At 70.9% G+C, this 21,233-nt stretch carries 20 protein-coding genes and 1 tRNA gene; 3 read left to right on the top strand and 18 right to left on the bottom strand.

The features are described 5' to 3' along the window. Positions 1 to 25: 25 nt before the first annotated feature. The 9 genes from ABIC52_RS00885 to ABIC52_RS00845 all read right to left on the bottom strand — a co-directional run bounded on the left by ABIC52_RS00885 (position 26) and on the right by ABIC52_RS00845 (position 7,684). The gene (locus tag ABIC52_RS00885) at positions 26 to 928 is read right to left on the bottom strand and encodes a F0F1 ATP synthase subunit gamma (protein WP_126891409.1); all 903 of its coding nucleotides are present in this window, start codon (positions 926 to 928) and stop codon (positions 26 to 28) included. Further along, the gene (atpA, locus tag ABIC52_RS00880) at positions 929 to 2,557 is read right to left on the bottom strand and encodes a F0F1 ATP synthase subunit alpha (RefSeq protein WP_126891408.1); all 1,629 of its coding nucleotides are present in this window, start codon (positions 2,555 to 2,557) and stop codon (positions 929 to 931) included. Positions 2,558 to 2,667: 110 nt separating this feature from the next. After that, positions 2,668 to 3,462, bottom strand: a complete 795-nt coding sequence (locus tag ABIC52_RS00875) for a F0F1 ATP synthase subunit delta (protein WP_126891407.1) — start codon at positions 3,460 to 3,462, stop codon at positions 2,668 to 2,670. 2 nt (positions 3,463 to 3,464) lie between these two features. Then, positions 3,465 to 4,019, bottom strand: a complete 555-nt coding sequence (locus tag ABIC52_RS00870) for a F0F1 ATP synthase subunit B (protein ID WP_209677305.1) — start codon at positions 4,017 to 4,019, stop codon at positions 3,465 to 3,467. Between the two features lie 9 nt (positions 4,020 to 4,028). Then, positions 4,029 to 4,265, bottom strand: coding sequence for an ATP synthase F0 subunit C (gene atpE / locus ABIC52_RS00865; RefSeq protein ID WP_027465781.1), 237 nt, complete (start codon positions 4,263 to 4,265; stop codon positions 4,029 to 4,031). A 56-nt stretch (positions 4,266 to 4,321) separates the two neighbouring features. Beyond that, positions 4,322 to 5,107 carry a F0F1 ATP synthase subunit A gene (gene atpB, locus ABIC52_RS00860; protein WP_111226179.1) on the bottom strand — a complete coding sequence of 262 codons (786 nt, stop codon included), beginning with the start codon at positions 5,105 to 5,107 and terminating at the stop codon, positions 4,322 to 4,324. Between the two features lie 179 nt (positions 5,108 to 5,286). After that, positions 5,287 to 5,790, bottom strand: coding sequence for a Cg1360 family ATP-synthase-associated protein (locus ABIC52_RS00855; RefSeq protein WP_354026394.1), 504 nt, complete (start codon positions 5,788 to 5,790; stop codon positions 5,287 to 5,289). Next, positions 5,787 to 7,013, bottom strand: coding sequence for an MraY family glycosyltransferase (locus ABIC52_RS00850; protein ID WP_126891404.1), 1,227 nt, complete (start codon positions 7,011 to 7,013; stop codon positions 5,787 to 5,789). The genes ABIC52_RS00855 and ABIC52_RS00850 overlap by 4 nt, the downstream gene beginning before the upstream one ends. Next, entirely contained in the window at positions 7,010 to 7,684 is a 675-nt protein-coding gene (locus ABIC52_RS00845) for an L-threonylcarbamoyladenylate synthase (RefSeq protein ID WP_354026393.1), read from the bottom strand. Before ABIC52_RS00845 ends, ABIC52_RS00850 begins: the two co-directional genes overlap by 4 nt. 25 nt (positions 7,685 to 7,709) lie before the next feature. On the opposite strand from ABIC52_RS00845, the gene ABIC52_RS00840 reads away from it, so the two are divergent. Further along, a complete protein-coding gene (locus ABIC52_RS00840; protein WP_354026392.1) occupies positions 7,710 to 8,369 on the top strand; it encodes an HAD family hydrolase in 660 nt (219 codons plus the stop codon). 37 nt (positions 8,370 to 8,406) lie between these two features. Here the strand turns inward: ABIC52_RS00840 and prmC are convergent, their stop codons facing one another. The 9 genes from prmC to argS all read right to left on the bottom strand — a co-directional run bounded on the left by prmC (position 8,407) and on the right by argS (position 20,279). Beyond that, positions 8,407 to 9,309, bottom strand: a complete 903-nt coding sequence (gene prmC / locus ABIC52_RS00835; RefSeq protein WP_435526048.1) for a peptide chain release factor N(5)-glutamine methyltransferase — start codon at positions 9,307 to 9,309, stop codon at positions 8,407 to 8,409. Further along, complete coding sequence (gene prfA / locus ABIC52_RS00830) at positions 9,306 to 10,388, bottom strand: peptide chain release factor 1 (RefSeq protein WP_126891401.1); 1,083 nt, start codon at positions 10,386 to 10,388, stop codon at positions 9,306 to 9,308. The genes prmC and prfA overlap by 4 nt, the downstream gene beginning before the upstream one ends. 3 nt (positions 10,389 to 10,391) lie before the next feature. Beyond that, positions 10,392 to 12,611, bottom strand: a complete 2,220-nt coding sequence (rho, locus tag ABIC52_RS00825) for a transcription termination factor Rho (protein WP_354026391.1) — start codon at positions 12,609 to 12,611, stop codon at positions 10,392 to 10,394. A 177-nt stretch (positions 12,612 to 12,788) separates the two neighbouring features. Continuing rightward, positions 12,789 to 13,745: a homoserine kinase gene (thrB, locus tag ABIC52_RS00820; protein ID WP_126892273.1), complete on the bottom strand. Its 957-nt coding sequence runs from the start codon at positions 13,743 to 13,745 to the stop codon at positions 12,789 to 12,791. Positions 13,746 to 13,777: 32 nt separating this feature from the next. Continuing rightward, positions 13,778 to 14,857: a threonine synthase gene (gene thrC / locus ABIC52_RS00815; RefSeq protein ID WP_058749850.1), complete on the bottom strand. Its 1,080-nt coding sequence runs from the start codon at positions 14,855 to 14,857 to the stop codon at positions 13,778 to 13,780. Between the two features lie 49 nt (positions 14,858 to 14,906). Beyond that, positions 14,907 to 16,226 carry a homoserine dehydrogenase gene (locus ABIC52_RS00810; protein ID WP_354026390.1) on the bottom strand — a complete coding sequence of 440 codons (1,320 nt, stop codon included), beginning with the start codon at positions 16,224 to 16,226 and terminating at the stop codon, positions 14,907 to 14,909. Positions 16,227 to 16,281: 55 nt separating this feature from the next. After that, positions 16,282 to 17,682 (bottom strand): diaminopimelate decarboxylase, encoded by a 1,401-nt coding sequence (gene lysA / locus ABIC52_RS00805; protein WP_354026389.1) that lies wholly within the window; start codon positions 17,680 to 17,682, stop codon positions 16,282 to 16,284. Positions 17,683 to 17,760: 78 nt separating this feature from the next. Next, complete coding sequence (locus tag ABIC52_RS00800; RefSeq protein WP_126892269.1) at positions 17,761 to 18,516, bottom strand: LmeA family phospholipid-binding protein; 756 nt, start codon at positions 18,514 to 18,516, stop codon at positions 17,761 to 17,763. Positions 18,517 to 18,608: 92 nt separating this feature from the next. Beyond that, a complete protein-coding gene (argS, locus tag ABIC52_RS00795) occupies positions 18,609 to 20,279 on the bottom strand; it encodes an arginine--tRNA ligase (protein ID WP_354026388.1) in 1,671 nt (556 codons plus the stop codon). A 72-nt stretch (positions 20,280 to 20,351) separates the two neighbouring features. Between argS and ABIC52_RS00790 the strand changes: the two genes are divergently transcribed. After that, the gene (locus tag ABIC52_RS00790; protein ID WP_354026387.1) at positions 20,352 to 20,924 is read left to right on the top strand and encodes a hypothetical protein; all 573 of its coding nucleotides are present in this window, start codon (positions 20,352 to 20,354) and stop codon (positions 20,922 to 20,924) included. 135 nt (positions 20,925 to 21,059) lie between these two features. Then, positions 21,060 to 21,131, top strand: a tRNA-Arg gene (locus ABIC52_RS00785). Positions 21,132 to 21,233 lie beyond the last annotated feature (102 nt).

Genomic DNA, 21,233 nt, shown 5'->3' with positions numbered 1-21,233 from the left:
GTGTCTGTCCGCGAACGTTCGCGGACTACTTCTTCTTCGACGAGAGGGCGTCGGCGCCGCCGACGATCTCGGAGATCTGCTGGGTGATCTCGGCCTGACGCGCGTTGTTCGCGAGCCGGGTGAACTCGTTGATGAGCGAGTCGGCGTTGTCGCTCGCGGACTTCATCGCCTTCTGGCGGGCGGCGTGCTCGGAGGCAGCCGACTGCAGCATGGCGTTGAAGATGCGGCTCTCGATGTAGACCGGGAGCAGCGCGTCGAGGACGGCGTCGGCGTCGGGCTCGAACTCGTACAGCGGCAGGGGCTCACCGTCGGACGGCTCCTCCACACCATCGACGACCTCGAGCGGGAGCAGGCGCACGACCTGCGGCTCCTGGGTCGCCAGGCTGATGAACCGGTTGAAGACGATGTGGATCTCGTCCACGCCGCCCTCCGCCGTGTCCTGGAGGAACTTCGAGACGACGGCGTCGCCGATCTCCTTGGCGGTCGAGAACTCCGGCTGGTCGGTCCCACCGATCCACTGCCGCTCGGACGGACGCTCGCGGAACGCGAAGTACCCGACCGACTTGCGGCCGACGAGGTAGAACACGACCTCCTTGCCCTCGCTGCGGAGCAGGGAGGCGAGCTCCTCGCCCTGCTTGAGGACGTTGGTGCTGAACGCGCCGTTCAGACCGCGGTCGGACGTGAACAGCACGACCGCGGCACGCGTCGACGACTCGGGCTCCGTGGTCAGCACGTGGTCGACGTTCGAGAACGTCGCCACGGCCGACACGGCCCGCGTCACGGCCCGCGAGTACGGGCCGGACGCGGCCATGCGAGCCTGCGCCTTCTGGATCCGCGACGCCGAGATCAGCTCCATCGCGCGAGTGACCTTCTTCGTGGTCTTCGCCGACTTGATGCGCTGTCGGTAGACCCGGACCTGTGCCGCCATCTAGCGACGACCCTTGACGATCTGCTCCTGGTCGACGTCCTCGGCGTCCGCCGCGTCGAACTGCTCCGAGCCGAGCGTCTTGCCGTCGCTCGTCTGGAAGCCCTTCTTGAACGCGTCGATCTCGCGGTCCATCGCGGCGACGGTGTCGTCGCTGAGCTGGTTCGTCTCGCGGAGCGTGGTGAGCACGTCGGAGTTGCGGCGCAGGTGCTCGAGCAGCTCGGCCTCGAAGCGGAGCACGTCGGGGACGGGCACCTCGTCGAGCTTGCCGTTCGTGCCGGCCCAGATGGAGACGACCTGCTCCTCGACCGGGTACGGCGAGTACTGCGGCTGCTTGAGGAGCTCGGTCAGGCGGGCACCGCGGTCGAGCTGACGGCGCGACGCCTGGTCGAGGTCGGACGCGAACATCGCGAACGCCTCGAGCGAGCGGTACTGCGCGAGCTCGAGCTTGAGCGTGCCGGAGACCTTCTTGATCGACTTGACCTGTGCGTCACCACCCACGCGGGACACCGAGATGCCCACGTCGACGGCCGGACGCTGGTTCGCGTTGAACAGGTCCGACTGCAGGAAGATCTGGCCGTCGGTGATCGAGATCACGTTGGTCGGGATGTAGGCCGAGACGTCGTTCGCCTTGGTCTCGATGATCGGGAGACCCGTCATCGAACCGGCGCCGAGGTCGTCGGACAGCTTCGCGCAACGCTCCAGCAGACGGGAGTGCAGGTAGAAGACGTCACCCGGGTAGGCCTCGCGGCCCGGCGGACGACGCAGGAGGAGCGACACCGCACGGTAGGCCTCGGCCTGCTTCGACAGGTCGTCGAAGATGATCAGGACGTGCTTGCCGCCGTACATCCAGTGCTGGCCGATGGCCGAACCGGTGTACGGGGCGAGGTACTTGAAGCCGGCCGGGTCGGAGGCCGGGGCGGCGACGATGGTGGTGTACTCCATCGCGCCGGCGTCCTCGAGCGCACCCTTGACGGAGGCGATCGTGGAGCCCTTCTGGCCGATCGCGACGTAGATGCAGCGGACCTGCTTGTCCTCGTCGCCCGACTCCCAGTTGGCCTTCTGGTTGATGATCGTGTCGATCGCGATGGCCGTCTTGCCGGTCTGGCGGTCGCCGATGATCAGCTGACGCTGACCGCGGCCGACGGGGATCATCGCGTCGATGGCCTTGATGCCGGTCTGGAGCGGCTCGTGGACCGACTTGCGGGACATGACGCCCGGAGCCTGGAGCTCGAGGGCGCGGCGGCCCTCGGCCTGGATCTCGCCGAGACCGTCGATCGGGTTGCCGAGCGGGTCGACGACGCGACCGAGGAAGCCGTCGCCGACGGGGGCCGAGAGGACCTCACCGGTGCGGGTGACTTCCTGGCCCTCTTCGACGCCGCCGAACTCGCCGAGCACGATGGCGCCGATCTCGTCCTCGTCGAGGTTCTGCGCGAGACCGAGGGTCCCGTCCTCGAAGCGGATGAGCTCGTTCGCCATGACGCCGGGGAGGCCCTCGACGTGTGCGATGCCGTCACCGGCGTCGGTGACGTGCCCGACCTCGGCCGTGGAGGCCTTCGTCGGCTCGTAGTTCGAGACGAAGTCCTTCAGGGCATCACGGATCTCATCGGGGCTGATGGTGATGTCTGCCATGGGATTTTCCTTGTTGGTTTCCGGGGCCCTTCGGCTCCGAGAGGGTGATGCTGCCCCGGCGAGGGACAGTTCCCGTTGTGGACTTGGAGGAGTCGGCTTCGACCGTACGCTCAGCCGGCCAGCTGGAGCCGGAGCTCCGACAGGCGCGTGGACACGGTGCCGTCGATGACGTCGCCACCGACCTGCACGCGGACCCCGCCGACGACCGCAGGGTCGACGACCTGGTTCACGCTGACGTCCTTGCCGTAGCGCTCCGCGATGCCGCGGGCGACGCGGGCCGCCTGGCCGTCGGAGAGCGGGGAGGCCGTGATGACCGTCGCGACGACCTTGCCGGCCTGGTCGGCCACGATGCGCGAGGCATCGCGGACGATCTCACCGATGCGGCGGCCACGGGGCTGCTGCACGAGGTGCTCCAGGATCGCGGTGGTCTGCGGCGAGACCTTGGCCCCGACGAGACGCTGGACGAGCGCGCCCTTCTCCGACGGGCTGCCGAGCTTGGTGCCCAGCGCCAGCTCGAGCGCGGCGTCCGAACGGACCGCCGTCTCGAAGGAGAACAGCTCGGCCTCGATCGACGTCTCCGACGACGCGGTGCCGGCGACGGCGCGGATGCCCGCGTCCTCGATGCCGGCGAGCAGGTCCTGCTGCGAGGACCAGCGCGAGCCGGCCACCGCGGTCAGGACCGCACGCGTGACATCGGACTGTCCGGCGAAGACCCGGTCGACGACCGACTTTTTGCCGATCACGTCAGCGGTCGGGTCGGCGAGCAGCCCGAGCAGCTGGGGCGCCCCGGCGATCGCACGTCCGGCGGCGAGAATCTCGATGCCCGCAGCGAGGTCGACAGACCCGCCGAGGTCAGCGAGGACCGCTCGCGTGGACGAGAGTGCGGACCGGGTGGCGCTCCGCATGCTCAGCGCTCCCCGGCCGTCTGGCCCTGGGACGCCTCGAGGTCGGCGATGAAGCGGTCGACGACCGCAGCCGACTTCTGGTCGTCCTTGAGGGACTCGCCGATCACACCGGAGGCGAGGTCGAGGGCGAGGGTGCCCACCTCGCTCCGCAGCGACTGGAGCGCGCTCTGCCGCTCGGCCTCGATCTGCGCCTGTGCGTTGGCGGTGATGCGTGCTGCATCGGCCTGCGCCTGCTCGCGGACCTCGTTGCCGATCGCGGTCGCGTCGGCACGGGCCTGCTCACGGATGCGCGAGGCCTCGGCACGCGCGTCCGCGAGCTGCTTGTTGTACTCGTCGAGTGCAGCGGCGGCCTGCTCCTGAGCGGCCTCCGCCTTCTTGATGCCACCCTCGATGGCCTCGGTGCGCTCATCGAGCATCTTCGTGATGCGCGGCGTCACGACGCGCCACATCACGAGGAAGATGATGACGAAGGCCACCGCGGACCACACGATGTCGTACACCGGTGGGATCAGCGGATTGTGGGTCTCCTCCGCCGCGATGATGAGTGCAGTCTGCATCGAGAAGCCTTAGTTGGTGAAGATGAAGTACGTCGCGATACCGATGAAGGCCAGGGCCTCCGTGAAGGCGATACCGATGTACATGAGGGTCGTCAGACGGCCCTGGAGCTCCGGCTGGCGAGCGACGGACTCGATCGTCTTGCCGACGACGATGCCCACGCCGATGGCCGGACCGATCGCGGCGAGGCCGTAGCCAACCGTTGCGATGTTGCCGTTGATCTCCGCGAGAACGGTCGTTGCGTCCACGTGTTTTCCTTTCGAGTGCGGCCCGACGGATGTCGTGCCGTATGGGGGTCAGTAGGTCAGTGCTCGTCAGCCAGCGCGAGCTGGATGTACACAGCGGTCAGCAGCATGAAGACGTACGCCTGCAGCAGCGCGACGAGGATCTCGAAGAAGCTGAACGCGATGCCGAACGCCAGGGTCCCGACACCGAAGAGCTTGAAGAGGCTCTCGGCGTCGAAGAAGAAGAACCAGGTGGCCGAGAAGAAGAGCACCAGGAGGAGGTGACCCACGACCATGTTCATGAGGAGTCGCAGCGTCAGCGTCACCGGACGGAGCACGAACGTCGAGACGAGCTCGATCGGCGTCACGATGATGTAGAGGTACCACGGCACTCCGGGCGGGAAGAGCGCGTTGCGGAGGAACGTGCCCGGGTGCTTGCGCAGACCCGCGTAGATGAACGCGACGTAGGCGACGATCGCGAGGATCATCGGCATCGCGATGCGGCTGGTACCGGCGATGTTCATGAACGGGATCAGACCCGTCAGGTTCATGAAGAGCACACCGAAGAAGATGGTGGCCAGGAGCGGCAGGAAGCGCTTGCCGTCCTTCTCACCGAGGTTGTCGAAGGTGTTGCGACGGACGACGTCGAACGCGTACTCGATGAAGGCCTGTCCGCGGTTCGGGACCAGCTTCAGCGCGCGCGTCCCGACGAACGCGAAGACGAGCAGCACGGCCACCGCGAACAAGCGGATGAGGACGATGCGGTCCATCTCGATCGGGGTCCCGGCGAAGAAGATCGGGTCCGGGAAGAACTCGTTGATCGACGGACCATGGAATTCGGCGGCCTTGCTGCTCCCCGCCGCCACGGTGTTGGCCGCGGCGGTGAGGGACAGGGGAAGAGCGTGGGATAGCAGCGCTGTCTCCTGTGTCGGCGCGCGCACACACGGCACGCGATGGTGGACTTTGTGGAGGCTCGTCCGCTCCGAGCGAGGCTCCGGACGCGGACTTCGAGAAGCCTATCAGGTGCGAGAGGCTTCTCGGGCTCTCAGGGGCGGGGGGTGTCGTTCCCAGCGGTGGCGGAGCCGCCGGACGCGGATCCCCCGTCGTCGCCGGGCAGGGAGACACCGATCGGGATGCGGGCCTTCGCGACCGCGACGACGTCGATCACGAGCGAGCCGACGACACCCACGATGATGACGACGGCCAGCACGGGGAAGTCCAGCCAGGCACGGTCGCGCAGCGCGATGAGGACGACCAGGAAGAGCACGAACTTCAGGATCCAGGTCCCCATCACGATGCCGAAGAAGGCACCGGAGATCATCTGTCCCTTCGACACCCGCAGCGCCACGAGCACGGAGACCGCGGTGAGCCCGAGGAACACCACGCTGAGCACGGCGCCGAGCAGGCCCCCGAGGAGCCCGGGCACCCCCGCGACGACGAGTCCGACGACTCCCCCGACGACGGCCAGGGCGACCGCGAGGACGCCCGCCCAGAGGAGGATCCGGCGGAACACCGGCCGGACGTGGTCGAGGGCGTTCGGTGCGGTCACGAGGGGTCTCCCGGGATGGTTCGGTCGTTGGCGGCGCGGTCGAGCGGATCGAGGCTGGCGTCGACGACGGTGTTCGAGCGGGTGGCCGCCTGCGCGGCGAACTCGGCGCGCTTCCGGCCGAGCGGGGCGAAGGTGGCGATCGCGCAGACCGTGAAGCCCACGGCGACGACGGTGACCACCCAGTACCACTCGACGAACAGGAACAGCAGGCACCCCACGGCGACGGTGGCGGTCCACGCGTAGAAGATGAGCACCGCGTGGAAGTGCGAGTGCCCCATGTCGAGCAGGCGGTGGTGCAGGTGCTTCCGGTCGGCCGAGAACGGCGACTTGCCCGCGCTCAGCCGCCGGGTGACGGCGAGCCCGAAGTCGAGGATCGGCACGATCAGGATCGCGAAGGGCAGCAGGATCGGGATGAACGCCGGCAGCAGGGCCTGGCGTGTCGAGATGACGGCGGGGTCGATGTTGCCGGTGACGGAGACGGCGCTCGTGGCCATCAGGAACCCGACGAGCAGCGCACCCGCGTCGCCCATGAAGAGCTTCGCCGGGTGCCAGTTGAGGACGAGGAAGCCGCAGCAGGCACCGACCAGGACCGCCGTGAGCAACGACGGCAGGTTGAAGAAGAACTCCGTCTGCACGACCACGCGGTTGATGAAGAACGTGTAGAGGAAGAACACCCCGCCGGCGATGATCGCGACGCCGGCGACCAAGCCGTCCAGTCCGTCGATGAAGTTCACCGCGTTCATCACGAGCACCACCGCGAGCACGGTGAAGATCAGGCTCATGTAGGACGAGCCGACCCCGAGCGTGTTGCCGATCGGCAGGGACACGATCGCGACGCCCTGCCAGGCCAGGATGCCCGCGGCGATGATCTGCCCGGCGAGCTTCGTCATCCAGTCGAGGTCCCAGATGTCGTCCGCGACCCCGAGCACCACGATGATCGTGGCGCCCGCGAGCACCGCGATCACGCGCCCGGGCTCCGAGAAGACCAGTCTGAAGTAGTCGGTGCCCGCGATCGACGGGAACAGGAACCACGCCGCCAGCAGCGACACGATCACGCCGAGGTACATCGCGATCCCGCCGAGCCGCGGGGTGGGCGTGCGGTGCACGTCGCGCTCCCGGACCTTCGGGTACCAGCCGTAGCGCAGACCGAGCTTCCACACGGCCCAGCTGCAGACGAAGCTCACCACGGCCGCGATGGCCCCGGCGAGCAGGTAGTACTTCACGTGACGAGGTCGGCTCCGACGACCCGGACGATGTCCTCGTCGGCGATCACCCCGTGCCGGACGATGGTCAGCTTCCCGCCGGTCGACAGGCCGGTCGCGTCGACGATCGTGGACCCGGTCGAGGCGGCGAAGCCCTGGTGCACCGCGAGGGGTCCCCCGTCGAGGTACACGGACACGCTGTCACCGAGCATCGACTCGGCCTGGTCGACGTCCATCGCGGCCGGGTCGCCGGTCGAGTTCGCGGACGACACCGCGAGCGGCCCGACCTCCTGCAGCAGTTCGAGGGCGATGCGCGAGTCGGGCATGCGGAGCGCGACGGTCCCGCGGGTCTCCCCCAGGTCCCAGTCGAGCGACGGCTGCGCGCGCAGGATCACGGTCAGCCCACCGGGCCAGAACTCGTCGACGAGGTCGCGCACCTGCTGCGGGATCTCGGTGGCCAGCGCCTCGAGCGTCGGCGGTCCGGGGATGAGCACCGGGGGCGGCGACTGGCGGGTCCGTCCCTTCGCGTCGAGCAGGCGCTGGACGGCGGTCGCGCTGAAGGCGTCCGCGGCGACGCCGTACACGGTGTCGGTGGGGACGACGACGAGTTCTCCCCGTCCGAGCGCGGCACGTGCGAGCCGCATCCCGGTCAGGAGCCCGTCGGGGTCGGTGCAGTCGTATCGGGAGGCCATGACTCGACGATGATAGTGCGCCACAATGGACGGCATCGTGAACGAGACGCCCGCGCCCCGACTCCTGTTCCTCTTCGACATGGACGACGTGCTCGTCCGGTACGACTGGCGGGTCCGCATGGCGGCCCTGGGCGAGTACACCGGGCACTCCTTCGAGGAGCTCCGCCGACGCTGGTGGGACCGCGGCCACGAGTCCCGCGCCGAGGCGGGACACTTCGCCGACGGGGACGCCTACCTCGCCGCCTTCACCGAGGCGATGGGGTGCGCGGTGCCAGAGGCCGACTGGGCCCGCATCCGCGGCGCGGCGATGACGGAACTGCCCGAGCGCGTCGAGGCGGTCCGGATCGCGTCCGAGCACGGGCGCGTCGGCCTGCTCACGAACAACGGTCCGCTCGCCGGCCGCTGGATCGGCCGCTGGGCGCCGTCGCTGCCCCCGCTCTTCGGCGACCACCTCGACACGACGAGCAACTTCGGGGCGCGCAAGCCCGAGCCCGAGGTGTTCGTCCGGGCCCTCGCCCACCACGGCGTCCCGGCCGCGCGCACCTTCTTCGCCGACGACATGCCGGTCAACGTCGAGGCGGCCCGCGGTGTCGGCATCCACGCGGTCCTGGTCGAGGAGCACACCGACCTGCGCGAGGCGGTGCTCGCCTTCGTCGCGGCCCAGGAGCGGGTCGCCACCGCCTGATCCGGGAGGCCGGCCGGGAGGCGCCGGGCGGCTCCACCTAGCGGGTCGCGGTGGTCGTGCGGTCGCGTCCCGTCAGGTCGACGTGCGTCTCCGGGGACCGGAACCCCCGGCGCGCGAGCACGTCGCGCACACCGGCGCCCTGCTGCTCGGCGTGCTCGACGACGAGCAGCCCGCCCGGCACGAGGAGCCGCCAGGCCGTCTCGGTGAGCGCCCGGACGGCGTCGAGGCCGTCCGCTCCCCCGTACAGCGCGAGCGCCGGGTCGTGGTCGCGGACCTCCGGGTCGACGGGCACCATGTCGTCGGGCACGTACGGCGGGTTGGACACCACGACCGACACCGTGCCGTCGAGCTCGGGGAGCGCGTCGGCGAGGTCACCCTCGACGAGCCGGACCGTGCCGCCGTGGGCATCGACGTTGCGGCGGGTCCAGGGCAGTGCCTCGGGAGACCGCTCCACCGCGTACACGACGGCGTTCGGCACCTCGGTGTCCATCGCGATGGCGATCGCACCACTGCCGGACCCCAGGTCGACCGCGACGGGCGACGGCACCGCGGTGGCCCGGAGCGCGTCGATGCCGAACTGCACGACGCCCTCGGTCTCGGGCCGGGGCACGAACACGCCCGGTCCGACCGCGAGTGTCAGCGCGCGGAAGTGGGCCTGCCCGGTGATGTGCTGCAGCGGTTCGCGCGTGACGCGGCGGGCGACCGCGTGGCGGAAGCGCTCGACGTGTCCCGGGGCGATCGCTCCCCCGGTCATCGCCCGCGCCTGCACCGCGCCCCGGGAGGTGTCCGTCGCCCACGCGAGCAGCAGCTCGGCGTCCACGCGCGGCGTCGGGACGCCGGACGCCACGAGCGCCGCGGTCGCCTGGTCGAGCAGGCGATCCGCGGCGGACGGGACGGGGGCGACCAGGGCCTCCCGTCCGTCCGTGGGTCCGTCGGTCACGCGTCCTGGTCGCCGATGGCGGCCAGGCGTGCCTCTTCGTCCGCCTGGATGGCAGACCGGACGACGGGCTCGAGCGCACCGTTCATCACGCGGTCCAGGTCGTACGCCTTGTACCCGGTGCGGTGGTCCGCGATGCGGTTCTCCGGGAAGTTGTACGTGCGGATGCGCTCCGAGCGGTCCATGCCGCGGATCTGCGACTTGCGCGCGTCCGAGGCGATGGCGTCGAGCTCCTCCTGCTGCCGGGCGAGGATGCGGGCGCGCAGGACGCGCATGCCGGCCTCGCGGTTCTGCAGCTGGGACTTCTCGTTCTGCATCGCCACCGTGATGCCCGTGGGCAGGTGGGTGATGCGGACCGCGGAGTCGGTGGTGTTGACGGACTGACCACCGGGGCCGGACGACCGGTAGACGTCGATCTTGAGGTCGTTCTGGTTGATCTGGACCTCCTCGGGCTCGTCCACCTCGGGGAAGACGAGCACGCCGGTGGTCGACGTGTGGATGCGTCCCTGCGACTCGGTGGCCGGCACGCGCTGCACGCGGTGCACGCCGCCCTCGTACTTCAGGTGCGCCCAGACGCCCTGCGACGGGTCGGTCGCGTTCGACTTGATCGCGACCTGGACGTCCTTGTAGCCGCCCAGGTCGGACTCGGTCCGCTCGAGGAGCTCGACCTTCCAGCCCTTCGCCTCGGCGTAGTGCGAGTACATGCGCAGGAGGTCGGCGGCGAACAGCGCGGACTCCTCGCCGCCCTCGCCGCCCTTGATCTCCATGATGACGTCACGGCCGTCGTCGGGGTCGCGCGGGATGAGCAACCGACGGAGGCGCTCCTGGCGCTCCGTCAGCTGCTCCTCGAGCGCGGGGACCTCGTCGGCGAACGACTCGTCCTCGCGGGCGAGCTCCTGGGCGGCGGCGAGGTCCTCCCCCGCCGCCTGCCAGGACTCGTACGCCGCCTTGATCTGGCTCAGCTCGGCGTACCGCCGGTTCACCTTCTTGGCACGGGCCGCATCGGCGTGGAGCGCGGGGTCCGACAGCTGCTGTGTCAGGTCCTCGTGTTCCGCCAGCAGCCCCGCTACCGACTCGAACACGCGTTACTCCTGGTGGCCGTCGTGGCGACCGCCGGTCGTGGGGACCGACTTCTGCACCTGGACCAGGAACTCGACGTTCGACTGCGTCTCCTTGAGGTTGCGGAGGACGACGTCGAGCGCCTGCTGCGGGTCGAGCCCGGCGAGGGCACGACGCAGCCGCCACGTGATCTTGACCTCGTCGGCGGAGAGCAGCTGCTCCTCGCGGCGCGTGCCCGATGCGTTGATGTCGACGGCCGGGAAGATCCGCTTGTCGGCGAGGTGCCGGTTGAGGCGGAGCTCCATGTTGCCGGTGCCCTTGAACTCCTCGAAGATGACCTCGTCCATCTTGGAGCCGGTCTCGACGAGCGCGGTCGCGAGGATGGTCAGCGAGCCGCCGTCCTCGATGTTGCGCGCGGCGCCGAAGAAGCGCTTCGGCGGGTACAGCGCAGCGGAGTCGACGCCGCCGGACAGCACGCGGCCCGAGGCCGGCGTCGCCAGGTTGTAGGCGCGACCGAGGCGGGTGATCGAGTCGAGGAGCACGACCACGTCGTGGCCCAGCTCGACCAGGCGCTTCGCGCGCTCGATGGCGAGCTCGGCGACCGTGGTGTGGTCCTCGGCCGGACGGTCGAAGGTCGAGGCGATGACCTCGCCCTTCACCGAACGCTGCATGTCGGTGACCTCTTCGGGTCGCTCGTCCACGAGCACGACCATGAGGTGCGCCTCGGGGTTGTTCTTGGCGATCGCGTTGGCGATGGCCTGCAGCACGACGGTCTTGCCGGCCTTGGGCGGCGAGACGATGAGGCCACGCTGACCCTTGCCGATCGGTGCGACGAGGTCGATGATGCGCGTGCTGAGCTTCGCCGGCTCGGTCTCGAGGCGGAGGCGCTCGTTCGGGTACAGCGGGGTCAGGTCGTGGAACTCGACGCGGGCTGCTGCCTCGTCCGCGGTCTGGCCGTTGACCGAGTCCACCTTGACGAGCGCGTTGTACTTCTGGCGCGCCTGCTGCTCGTTGTCACGCGGCTGCTTGATGGCGCCGACGATCGCGTCGCCCTTGCGCAGGTGGTACTTCTTCACCTGGCCGAGGGACACGTAGACGTCGCTCGGGCCCGGCAGGTAACCGGTCGTGCGGACGAAGGCGTAGTTGTCGAGGACGTCGAGGATGCCCGCGATCGGGATGAGGACGTCGTCCTCGGTGATCTCCGGCTCGAACTCGTCGTTCTGGCCACCACGGCCGCGCTTGCGGTCACGCTGGCGACGACCGCGACCGGTCTCGGCCTCGTCGCCGTGCTGGCCGTTCTGCTGCTGGCCGTTCTGCTTCTGCTGGCCGTTCTGCTGCTGGCCGTTCTGCTTCTGCTGACCGTTCTGCTGGCGGTCGTCCTGCTTGGCGTCGCCGGACTTCTGCTCGTCCTGCTTGCCGCCCTGCTTCTGCTGCGAGGCGTCCTGCTGGCCGCCGTTCTGCTGGCCGCCGTTCTGCTGGCCGCCGTTCTGCTGCTCGGCACCCTCGGCGTTCTGCCCGCGACCACGACCGCGACCACGGCTGCGACGACCGCGGCGCGAGCCGCCCTCGCCCTGCTGGTCGGCCTGGTCGTCCTGCTCCGGGGCGGACGTGGGCTGCTCGGTCGAGGCCGCGTGAGCCTCCTGGCTGGCGTCCTGCTGCGTCTCGTCCTGCTGGGCCGGCTGTGCCGTGTCCTGGCCACCGCGACGGCCGCGACGACGGCCGGACTGCGCGGCCTCCTCGGCGTCCTTCTCGGCGCGGACCTGGTCGAGACCCGCGAGCAGGTCCTCGGTGCCGGTGTGGCCGTGGTTGGTGTGCTCGGCAGCCGAGGTCGGCGCGGCGCTCACCGTGCCGGCCGAGGATGCACGACGCGAACGGCGACCGCGGGGCTCGGCGACCTGCTCGGTCGTCTGCTCGGGTGCCTGCTCCGTCGCCTGCTGTCCGGCGGCGGCGTCGGCTGCCGGCGAGGTCGCCGGGGCGGCGAGGGTCGGCTGCTCGGTGGGGGCGTCCTGCTCGGCGGCCGCGGGCTGCGCCGCGGCGGGTGCCTCGGCAGCCGGGGCCTCCGCAGCAGGAGCGGCGTCGTCGGTCGCGGGACGCTTGTCCTCGATCGAGGCGATGAGGTCGCCCTTGCGGAGCTTCGAGAGCCCCGTGATGCCGAGCGAGGAAGCGATGCGCTGGAGCTCCGGCAGGCGGAGCGCGCGCAGGTCGCTGGGGATCTCCACCTGGGTGGAGTCGTTGACGTTCGTCAAGGTCGGTGTTTCCTTTCGAACCGCAGAACGCGGAGAGTTTCCACCGTCCCGGCGCATGGGTGCGCTGCGACCGCCGTTCAGACGACGGACCGGGATTCGGTGATCTGAAAGAGAGTGCCCCCGCGCACCGGACCCTGCGCCAGCGCCGACGGATCCGGTTCGGATCGGCCTGTGCGCCTACGCTGGATCGGCTTCGAGCGCCGAGTGCGGCACCACTGTAGCACCACCGAGGTCGACGGCCAGCATGAGCGCCCGCCAGTCGGACTGCGCGTGTCGCGACACCAGGTCGGCCGCGGTCAGGCGCTGCGACGGGTCGCTGCCCAGCACCAGCATGCTCGGACCCGCTCCGGACACCACCGCGGCGAGACCGTGCTGCCGGAGCAGGCCGATCAGCGCGTCGGTCTCCGGCATCGCACTGGCGCGGTACGACTGGTGCAGCCGGTCCTCGGTCGCGGCGAGCAGGAGTTCCGGGCTCTGGATGAGGGCGGCGACGAGCAGCGCCGAGCGGGACACGTTGAACGCGGCGTCCTCGTGGGGCACGCTCGCGGGCTGCAGGGACCGGGCGAGCTTCGTCGACAGCGTCGAGGCCGGCACGAAGACCACCGGCGAGACACCGCGGTGCACGAGCAGGCGCTTGACCGCTGGACCCTCGGCCGTCATCCACGCGATCGTCAGGCCGCCGAACAGCGCCGGCGCGACGTTGTCGGGGTGGCCCTCCATCTCGGTCGCCAGGGTGAGGAGCGTCGACGCGTCGAGGTCGACGACCCCCTCGAGCAGGCCACGGGCCGCCATCAGTCCGGCGACGATCGCCGCCGCGGACGAGCCCATGCCGCGTCCGTGCGCGATCGCGTTCACGGCGTGCAGCTCGAGCCCGGGCTGTTCCACCCCGGCGTGCTCGAGGCCACGGCGGACGGCCCGCACCACGAGGTTCGACTCGTCGGTGGCGACCTCACCGGCACCGACGCCCTCGACCGTCACGGTCGCGCCGGGCTCCGGGCGGACGCGCACGACGACCTCATCGTAGACCGACAGCGCCAGGCCGAGCGAGTCGAAGCCGGGCCCCAGGTTCGCGGAGGTGGCCGGGACCCGCACACGGACCGCCCGTCCGGCCGGTACAGCACTGCGGGCGGTCACGCCCTCCCCCGGTCCGGACGAGCGGTCGACGCTCACGCGGAGCCGACCAGTCCGAGCACCTCGGCGACCGACTTCGTGTCGACCGGCACGCTCGTCGGGGCGACCTCGCCGCCGTCCTCGGTGCGGAGGGCCCACTGCGGGTCCTTCAGGCCGTGGCCCGTCACCGTGATGACGACCTTCGCGCCCTGCGGGACGACACCGGCGTCCGCACGCTCGAGCAGACCGGCGACACCGATCGCCGACGCGGGCTCGACGAAGACGCCGACCTCGGCGGACAGGATGCGGTGCGCGGCGAGGATCCCCTCGTCGGTGATCGCGCCGAAGTAGCCGTCGGTCTCGTCGCGCGCCTCGAGCGCGTACTGCCACGACGCCGGGTTGCCGATGCGGATGGCGGAGGCGATGGTGTCCGGGTGACGGACGACCTCGCCCGAGACGATGGGTGCGGATCCGGCCGCCTGGAACCCGAACATGCGGGGCATCCTCGTCGAGCGGCCGGCGGCGACGTCCTCGCGGTACCCGCGGGAGTACGCGGTGTAGTTGCCCGCGTTGCCGACCGGCAGGAAGTGGAAGTCCGGGGCGTCGCCGAGCACGTCGACGACCTCGAACGCGGCCGTCTTCTGGCCCTCGATGCGGTCGTTGTTGACCGAGTTGACCAGGTGCACCGGGTAGTTCGCCGCGAGGTCGCGCGCGATGTCGAGGCAGTCGTCGAAGTTGCCCTGCACCTGCAGCAGCTGGGCGTCGTGCGCGACGGCCTGGCTGAGCTTGCCCATCGCGATCTTGCCCTCGGGCACGAGCACCGCGGCGGTGATGCCCGCGTGGGTGGCGTACGCGGCGGCCGAGGCGCTGGTGTTGCCCGTCGAGGCACAGATGACGGCCTTCGCGCCGTGCTCGACGGCCTTCGAGATCGCCATCGTCATGCCGCGGTCCTTGAACGACCCGGTCGGGTTCATGCCCTCGAACTTGACGTACACCTCGGCGCCGGTGCGCTCGGAGAGGCGTCGGGCCGGGATGAGCGGCGTGCCGCCCTCGCCGAGGGTCACGACGGGCGTCGCCTCGGTGACGTCGAGACGGTCGGCGTACTCGCGCAGGACTCCCTGCCACTGGTGGGCCATCAGGCTCTCCTTGTTCGGTGTTGTGCAGTCGGGGACGGACGGTGCGGGGCTAGGCCCCGACCACCCGCAGGACGCTGGTGATCTCGACGACGACGTCCTCGTTCCGGAGGGCGACGACCGTGGCGGCCAGGTCGGACTCGCGGGCGAGGTGCGTGCCGATGACGAGGGTCGCGGTGCCGGCGTTGCCGTCGCCCGGGTCGGTCGCGGCGGACTGCTCGACGGTCTCGACGCTGACGCCGTGCGCCGCGAGCACGCCGGCGACGGTCGACAGCACGCCGGGGGCGTCGGCCACGTGCAGCGTGATCTGGTAACGGGTCCGGACGGTGCCGATCGGGAAGACGGGCAGGGCCGACTGGGTCGACTCCGCGATGCCCGGGCCGCCGATGACGTGCCGACGAGCGGCGGACACCAGGTCGCCGAGCACGGCCGACGCGGTCTCGACGCCACCCGCACCGGCGCCGTAGAACATGAGGTCACCGGCGGCCTCGGCCTCGACGAACACGGCGTTCTTCGCCCCGTGCACGCTCGCGAGCGGGTGCGACTCCGGCACGAGCGCCGGGTAGACCCGCGCGCTGACGCCCTCGACGCCGTCCTCGTCGGTGAGGCGCTCAGCGGTCGCGAGGATCTTCACGACGTAGCCGGCCTTGCGTGCGGCGCGGACCTGCTCGATCGTGACCGAGGTGATCCCCTCACGGTGCACGGCGGCGAGCGGCACCGAGGTGTGGAACGCGAGCGAGGCCAGGATCGCGGCCTTCTGCGCGGCGTCGTAGCCCTCGACGTCGGCGGTCGGGTCGGCCTCGGCGTACCCGAGCTCCGTCGCGGTCGCCAGGGCAGCCTCGAAGGTCGAGCCCTCGCGGTCCATCAGGTCGAGGATGAAGTTCGTCGTGCCGTTGACGATGCCCATGATCCGCTCGATGCGGTCGCCCGCGAGCGAGTCGTGCAGCGGCCGGATGATCGGGATCGCCCCGGCGACGGCGGCCTCGTAGTAGAGCTGTGCACCGACCTGCTCGGCCGCGGCGAAGAGCTCCGGCCCGTGCGTGGCGAGGAGCGCCTTGTTGCCCGTGACGACGTCCGCGCCGGACTGCAGCGCCTGGAGCACCAGGGTGCGCGCCGGCTCGATGCCGCCGATCAGCTCGACGACGATGTCCGCGCCGAGGATGAGCGACTGCGCGTCGGTCGTGAAGAGCTCCTTCGGCAGGTCCACGTCACGGGGCGCGTCGAGGTCCCGCACCGCGATGCCGACGAGCTCGAGCCCGGCACCGGCACGCGAGGCCAGCTCGTCGCCGTGCTCGAGGAGCAGGCGCGCCACCTGGGAACCGACGGAGCCGGCTCCGAGCAGCGCGACGCGGACGTTGCGGTATTCGATCATGTGGTGCGCATTCCTGTGGGGCGGGCGGCAGCCCGGTCGGTCGGGGTCAGCGGCGTCAGCCGGCGACGACCCCCGTGTCGCGGGCGAGCAGGTCGTCGATCGACTCGCCACGGACGAGGATACGGGCTGTGCTGTCCGCGACCGCGACGACCGGCGGACGGCCGACGTGGTTGTAGTTGCTCGCGAGCGACCAGCAGTAGGCGCCGGTCGCCGCGACGGCGAGCAGGTCGCCCCGGTGCACGTCGCCGGGCAGGTACTCGTCGTTCACCACGATGTCGCCCGACTCGCAGTGCTTCCCGACCACGCGCGTCAGGACCGCCGGGGCGTCCGAGCTGCGGGCGAGCCGGGCCGTGTAGTCGGCGCCGTACAGCGCGGGCCGGGCGTTGTCGCTCATGCCGCCGTCGACCGAGACGTACGTGCGCGTCGCCGACGAGCCGTCCTCGGTCTCCAGCGTCACGGGCTTGATCGTGCCGACGCGGTAGAGCGTCGTGCCGGCCGGGCCGACGATGTACCGACCGGGCTCGACGGCGATCTCCGGCACGGGGATGCCCCGCTCCGTGCAGGCGTCGGCGACGATCGTCGCGAGGGCGTCGGCGACGTCCTCGGGCGCGAACGCCTCGTCCGCCTCGGTGTAGTCGATCCCCCAGCCGCCGCCGAGGTTGAGCTCCGGCACCGGGCCGGACGCCACCAGCTCGGCGTGCACGTCCATCAGCCGTCGCGCGGCCTCGCGGAAGCCGGACTCGTCGAAGATCTGCGAGCCGATGTGCGAGTGCAGCCCGACGAACGCGAGCGACGGCTCGGACCGGACCGCGGCCGCGGCGTCGACGGCCTCGGACAGGGGGATGCCGAACTTCTGGTCCTCGCGCGCGGTGGCGAGGTACTCGTGCGTCGAGGCGTGCACCCCGCTGTTGATCCGGATGCGCACGCGCTGGACCGTGCCCGCGTGGGCGGCCGCACGCGCGACGCGGCCGATCTCCTCGTGGCTGTCGAGCACGATCGTGCCGAGCCCGACCTCGACGGCACGGGCGATCTCGGCGTCCGACTTGTCGTTGCCGTGGAAGCCGAGCAGCGCCGGGTCCGCACCCCCGGCCAGCGCGACCGCGAGCTCGCCGGCGGTGCAGACGTCGAGGCGGAGTCCGGCACCGGTCATCCACGCGGCGACCTGGGTCGTGAGGAACGCCTTCGCGGCGTAGTAGACGTGCGCCCGCGTGCCGATCCGGGCGAAGGCCTCGGTGAACGCCGTCCGGACCCGGGCTGCGCGGGCCTGGACGTCGCGTTCGTCGACGACGTAGAGCGGGGAACCGAACCGGGCGACCAGGTCCGACGCCGTGATGCCGCCGACCGCGAGCTCGCCGTCGTCCGTCCGCGTCGCGGACGCCGGCCAGATCCGCGCGGTCAGCGCGGAGGCGTCGGCGGGGAACCGCAGCCGCGGCGGGGCAAGGGGGTTGGCGCTCACGGGACCCGATCCTACCGAGCCGGGGCGGGCCTCCAGGCCGGTGTTACGTCCACCGTCCACGAGCCCGACGCACGGGCGTCAGCCGCAGCTGCCGACCGTGCGGAGTCCCTGCTCGGTGAGCGGCAGCGCGTCCGCGGTGACCCGGACGGTGGCCTGCTCGGCGGTGACGTCGACGGACCGGACCCGGAGCTGCTCCGGGAGGAACTGCGCCGTGCAGACCTGCACCGGGACGCCCGTGACGCCCGGGATGCTGTCGACCCGCAGGCCGAGCGCTGAGTTCGTGATGCGGACGCTCTGCGGGGTGATGGTGACGCCGCGGCCGTCCTGCTGCGCGACCACGTCGCCGGTGGCGGCGTAGCTGATGTCGTAGCCGAGCACCGCGGTCGACCCGGAGAGCTCGACACCGTCGTCGACGAGCCGGAGCCGCTCGAACAGCGGGCTGTACTTCGCCAGGTCCTTCACGCTCGTCGCGGCGAGGGTCACGTGGCCGTCGACGTCGTGGACGTCGCCCTTGCCGTCGACCGGGACGTCGCGTGCGGTGACGTCGGCGGCGAGCGGGACACCGTCGACGGTCAGGCGGTCCGAGGTGATGTCGACGCGGTCGAGCGTGCCGGCGAGCAGCTGCGGGAGGACGATGCCCTCGGCGTGCGCGGTGACCTCGCCGGTGGCACCCTCCGGCAGGGACTGCTCGACCTGGTCCGCGATGATCCGGTCGACGACGCCCCGCAGGACGAACTCGGCGACGACCACCAGCGCGGCGAGCACGAGCACCAGGACGACGAGGACGACGGGCCAGCGACGGCGCTTCCGGGAGGGCGCGGTGGCGGAGGACATCGTCCCACCCTGCCAGGTGCTCCCCGTGGCCGGCCTGGAGGCGCGGTGTGCGCCCGGTGGGCGGGTTGCGGGCGCCGGGCGCGCCGCAGCAGCTACATGCGCTCGGGCGCGCTCACACCGACCAGGCCCAGGCCGTTCCGGACGACCTGCCCGGTGGCGTCGTTCAGCCAGAGTCGGGTGCGGTGCAGGTCCGACACGGCCTCGTCGCCGAGCGGCGTCACGCGGCAGGAGTCGTACCAGCGGTGGTACAGCCCGGCGAGCTGCTCGATGTACCGCGCGATGCGGTGCGGCTCGCGGAGCTCGGCGGCCTGACGCACCACGCGCGGGTACTCGGCGAGGGCGCCGAGGAGCGCGCTCTCCGTCTCGTGCGTGAGCAGGGACGCGTCGAACGCCGAGCGGTCGACGCCCGAGGCCGCAGCGTTGCGGGCGACCGACTGCGTGCGGGCGTGGGCGTAGTGCACGTAGAAGACCGGGTTGTCGTTGGTCCGCTTCGTGAGCAGGTCGAGGTCGATGTCGATCGAGGTGTCGCTCGCGAACCGCACGAGGGCGTAGCGACCGGCGTCGACACCGACCGCCTCGACGAGGTCCTCCATCGACACGATCGTGCCGTTGCGCTTCGACATGCGGAAGGGCTGGCCGTCCTTGAGCAGGTTCACCATCTGGCCGATGAGGATCTCGAGGTTCTTGCCGGGCTCGTCACCGAACGCCGCGCACATCGCCATCATGCGGCCGACGTAGCCGTGGTGGTCCGCGCCGAGCATGATCAGGTTCCGCTCGAACCCGCGCTCGCGCTTGTCGAGGTAGTACGCCAGGTCGCCCGCGATGTACGCCGGCTGCCCGTCCGACTTGATCACGACGCGGTCGCGGTCGTCGCCGAAGTCGGTCGTCCGGAGCCAGAGCGCCCCCTCGGCCTCGTACATCTTGCCGAGGGACTGCAGCCGCTCGATGGCGCGCTCGACGGCCTTCGACTCGTGCAGCGAGTTCTCGTGGAAGTAGACGTCGAAGTCGACGCCGAAGTCGTGCAGCGAGGACTTGATGTCGGCGAACATGAACTCGACGCCCTCGCGGCGGAAGAGCTCCTGGGCCTCGTCGCGCGGCAGGTCGCGGACGTCGGTGCCTGCGGGCAGCGTGGCGATGACGCGCGCCGCGATCTCGCCGATGTACGCACCGCCGTAGCCGTCCTCCGGCGTGGGCTCCCCCAGCGCCGACGCGACGAGCGACCGGGCGAACCGGTCGATCTGCGCACCGTGGTCGTTGAAGTAGTACTCGCGGGTGACGAGTCCGCCCTGGGCCTCGAACACGCGGGCCAGCGAGTCACCGACGGCGGCCCAGCGGACACCACCCATGTGGATCGGACCGGTCGGGTTCGCGGACACGAACTCGAGGTCGATCGACACGCCCTCGTACAGGTCGCCGTGCCCGAACGCGACGCCCTGGTCGACGATCGTGCGGGCGATCTCACCGGCGGCGGCGGCCTCGAGCGTGATGTTGATGAAGCCGGGGCCGGCGACGTCGACGGACGCGACGCCGTCGAGCTCGGTCAGCTCGCCGGCGATCTCGGTCGCGAGCTCACGCGGGTTCGTGCCGAGGCGCTTCGCGAGCTGCATGGCCGCGTTCGAGGCCCAGTCGCCGTGCGCACGGTTCTTCGGCCGCTCGAGGGCCACGTGGGACTCCCCGATCGTCACGGTGTCGGACGCACCTCGTCGCTCGACGATCCCGGTCAGGATCGACAGGTACGCGGCGGAGAGTTCGGCAGGAGTCACGAGGGTCGAGTCTACCGGGACGCCCAGGTGCCTCGCGGGCCGGTGCCGGACGCCGTGCAGCATCATGGCTGGATGACCTCCCGCAGCCGTGCCCGGGCGATCACCGTCGCCCTGCTCACCGTGTCCGCCGCCGTCCTCCTGGCCGGGTGCATGGGCGGGTCCGGCGACGCAGCTCCGAGCGCGAGTCCCACCCCGATCGGAACCGCCGTGCGGCAGACGTGCGCCGAGCTGCTCCCCACGAGCACCCTCGCGGTCTACGGGAAGACCTTCGAGCTGGACACGTCGTGGACGCCCGCGAAGGGCACGCCGGCCGCGACGATCGCGCGCCAGCGTGGCCGGGTCTGCCACCTCGTCGCCACCGACGACCCCTCGACCATGATCACGCTCGCCGTGGCGCACCTGCCTGAGAAGTCGCTCACGACCCTGAAGGACGCCCTCTACGAGCGCGGCGGCTCCGTGCCGACCTACCGCGTCGAGGGGTACTACGCACTCGACGACGGCGTCGGCCGCGCGGACGCCTTCCCCGACCCCTACTGGGTCACCACCGAGTCGACGCTCTACACCGAGCCGGGTGGAGCACAGCCCGTCGTGGACGCGGTGCGCGCGGTGCTGCAGCCGACCGCGTCGGCCAGCCCGGCGGGCTGACGCCACCACCGGTCGGACGGGAGGCGCGGTGCGGGCAAGAGCCGTGCCTCCCGTCCGGCGGTCGTCGCGACACGGACGCGACACGCGCTGTCGGGACCGGCTCGCGGGACCTGCTACGGTTGATCTCACCCACGAGCCCCCATAGCTCAGGGGATAGAGCACTGCCCTCCGGAGGCAGGGGCGGAGGTTCGAATCCTCCTGGGGGCACAGTCACATTCCCGCGCAAGCGGACGTTCTCGCTTCGCTCGATCGGCCGCGCGCGATGTCGCCTTCGGCGACTTTCCCCCGAGGTCGCGTCCGACACGTCAG

Source organism: Curtobacterium oceanosedimentum, assembly GCF_040545555.1.
In the GTDB taxonomy this organism is placed as follows: Bacteria; Actinomycetota; Actinomycetes; order Actinomycetales; family Microbacteriaceae; genus Curtobacterium.
The sequence above is the reverse complement of the archived record's forward strand: the minus strand, read 5'-3'. Positions and strand labels throughout refer to the sequence as shown.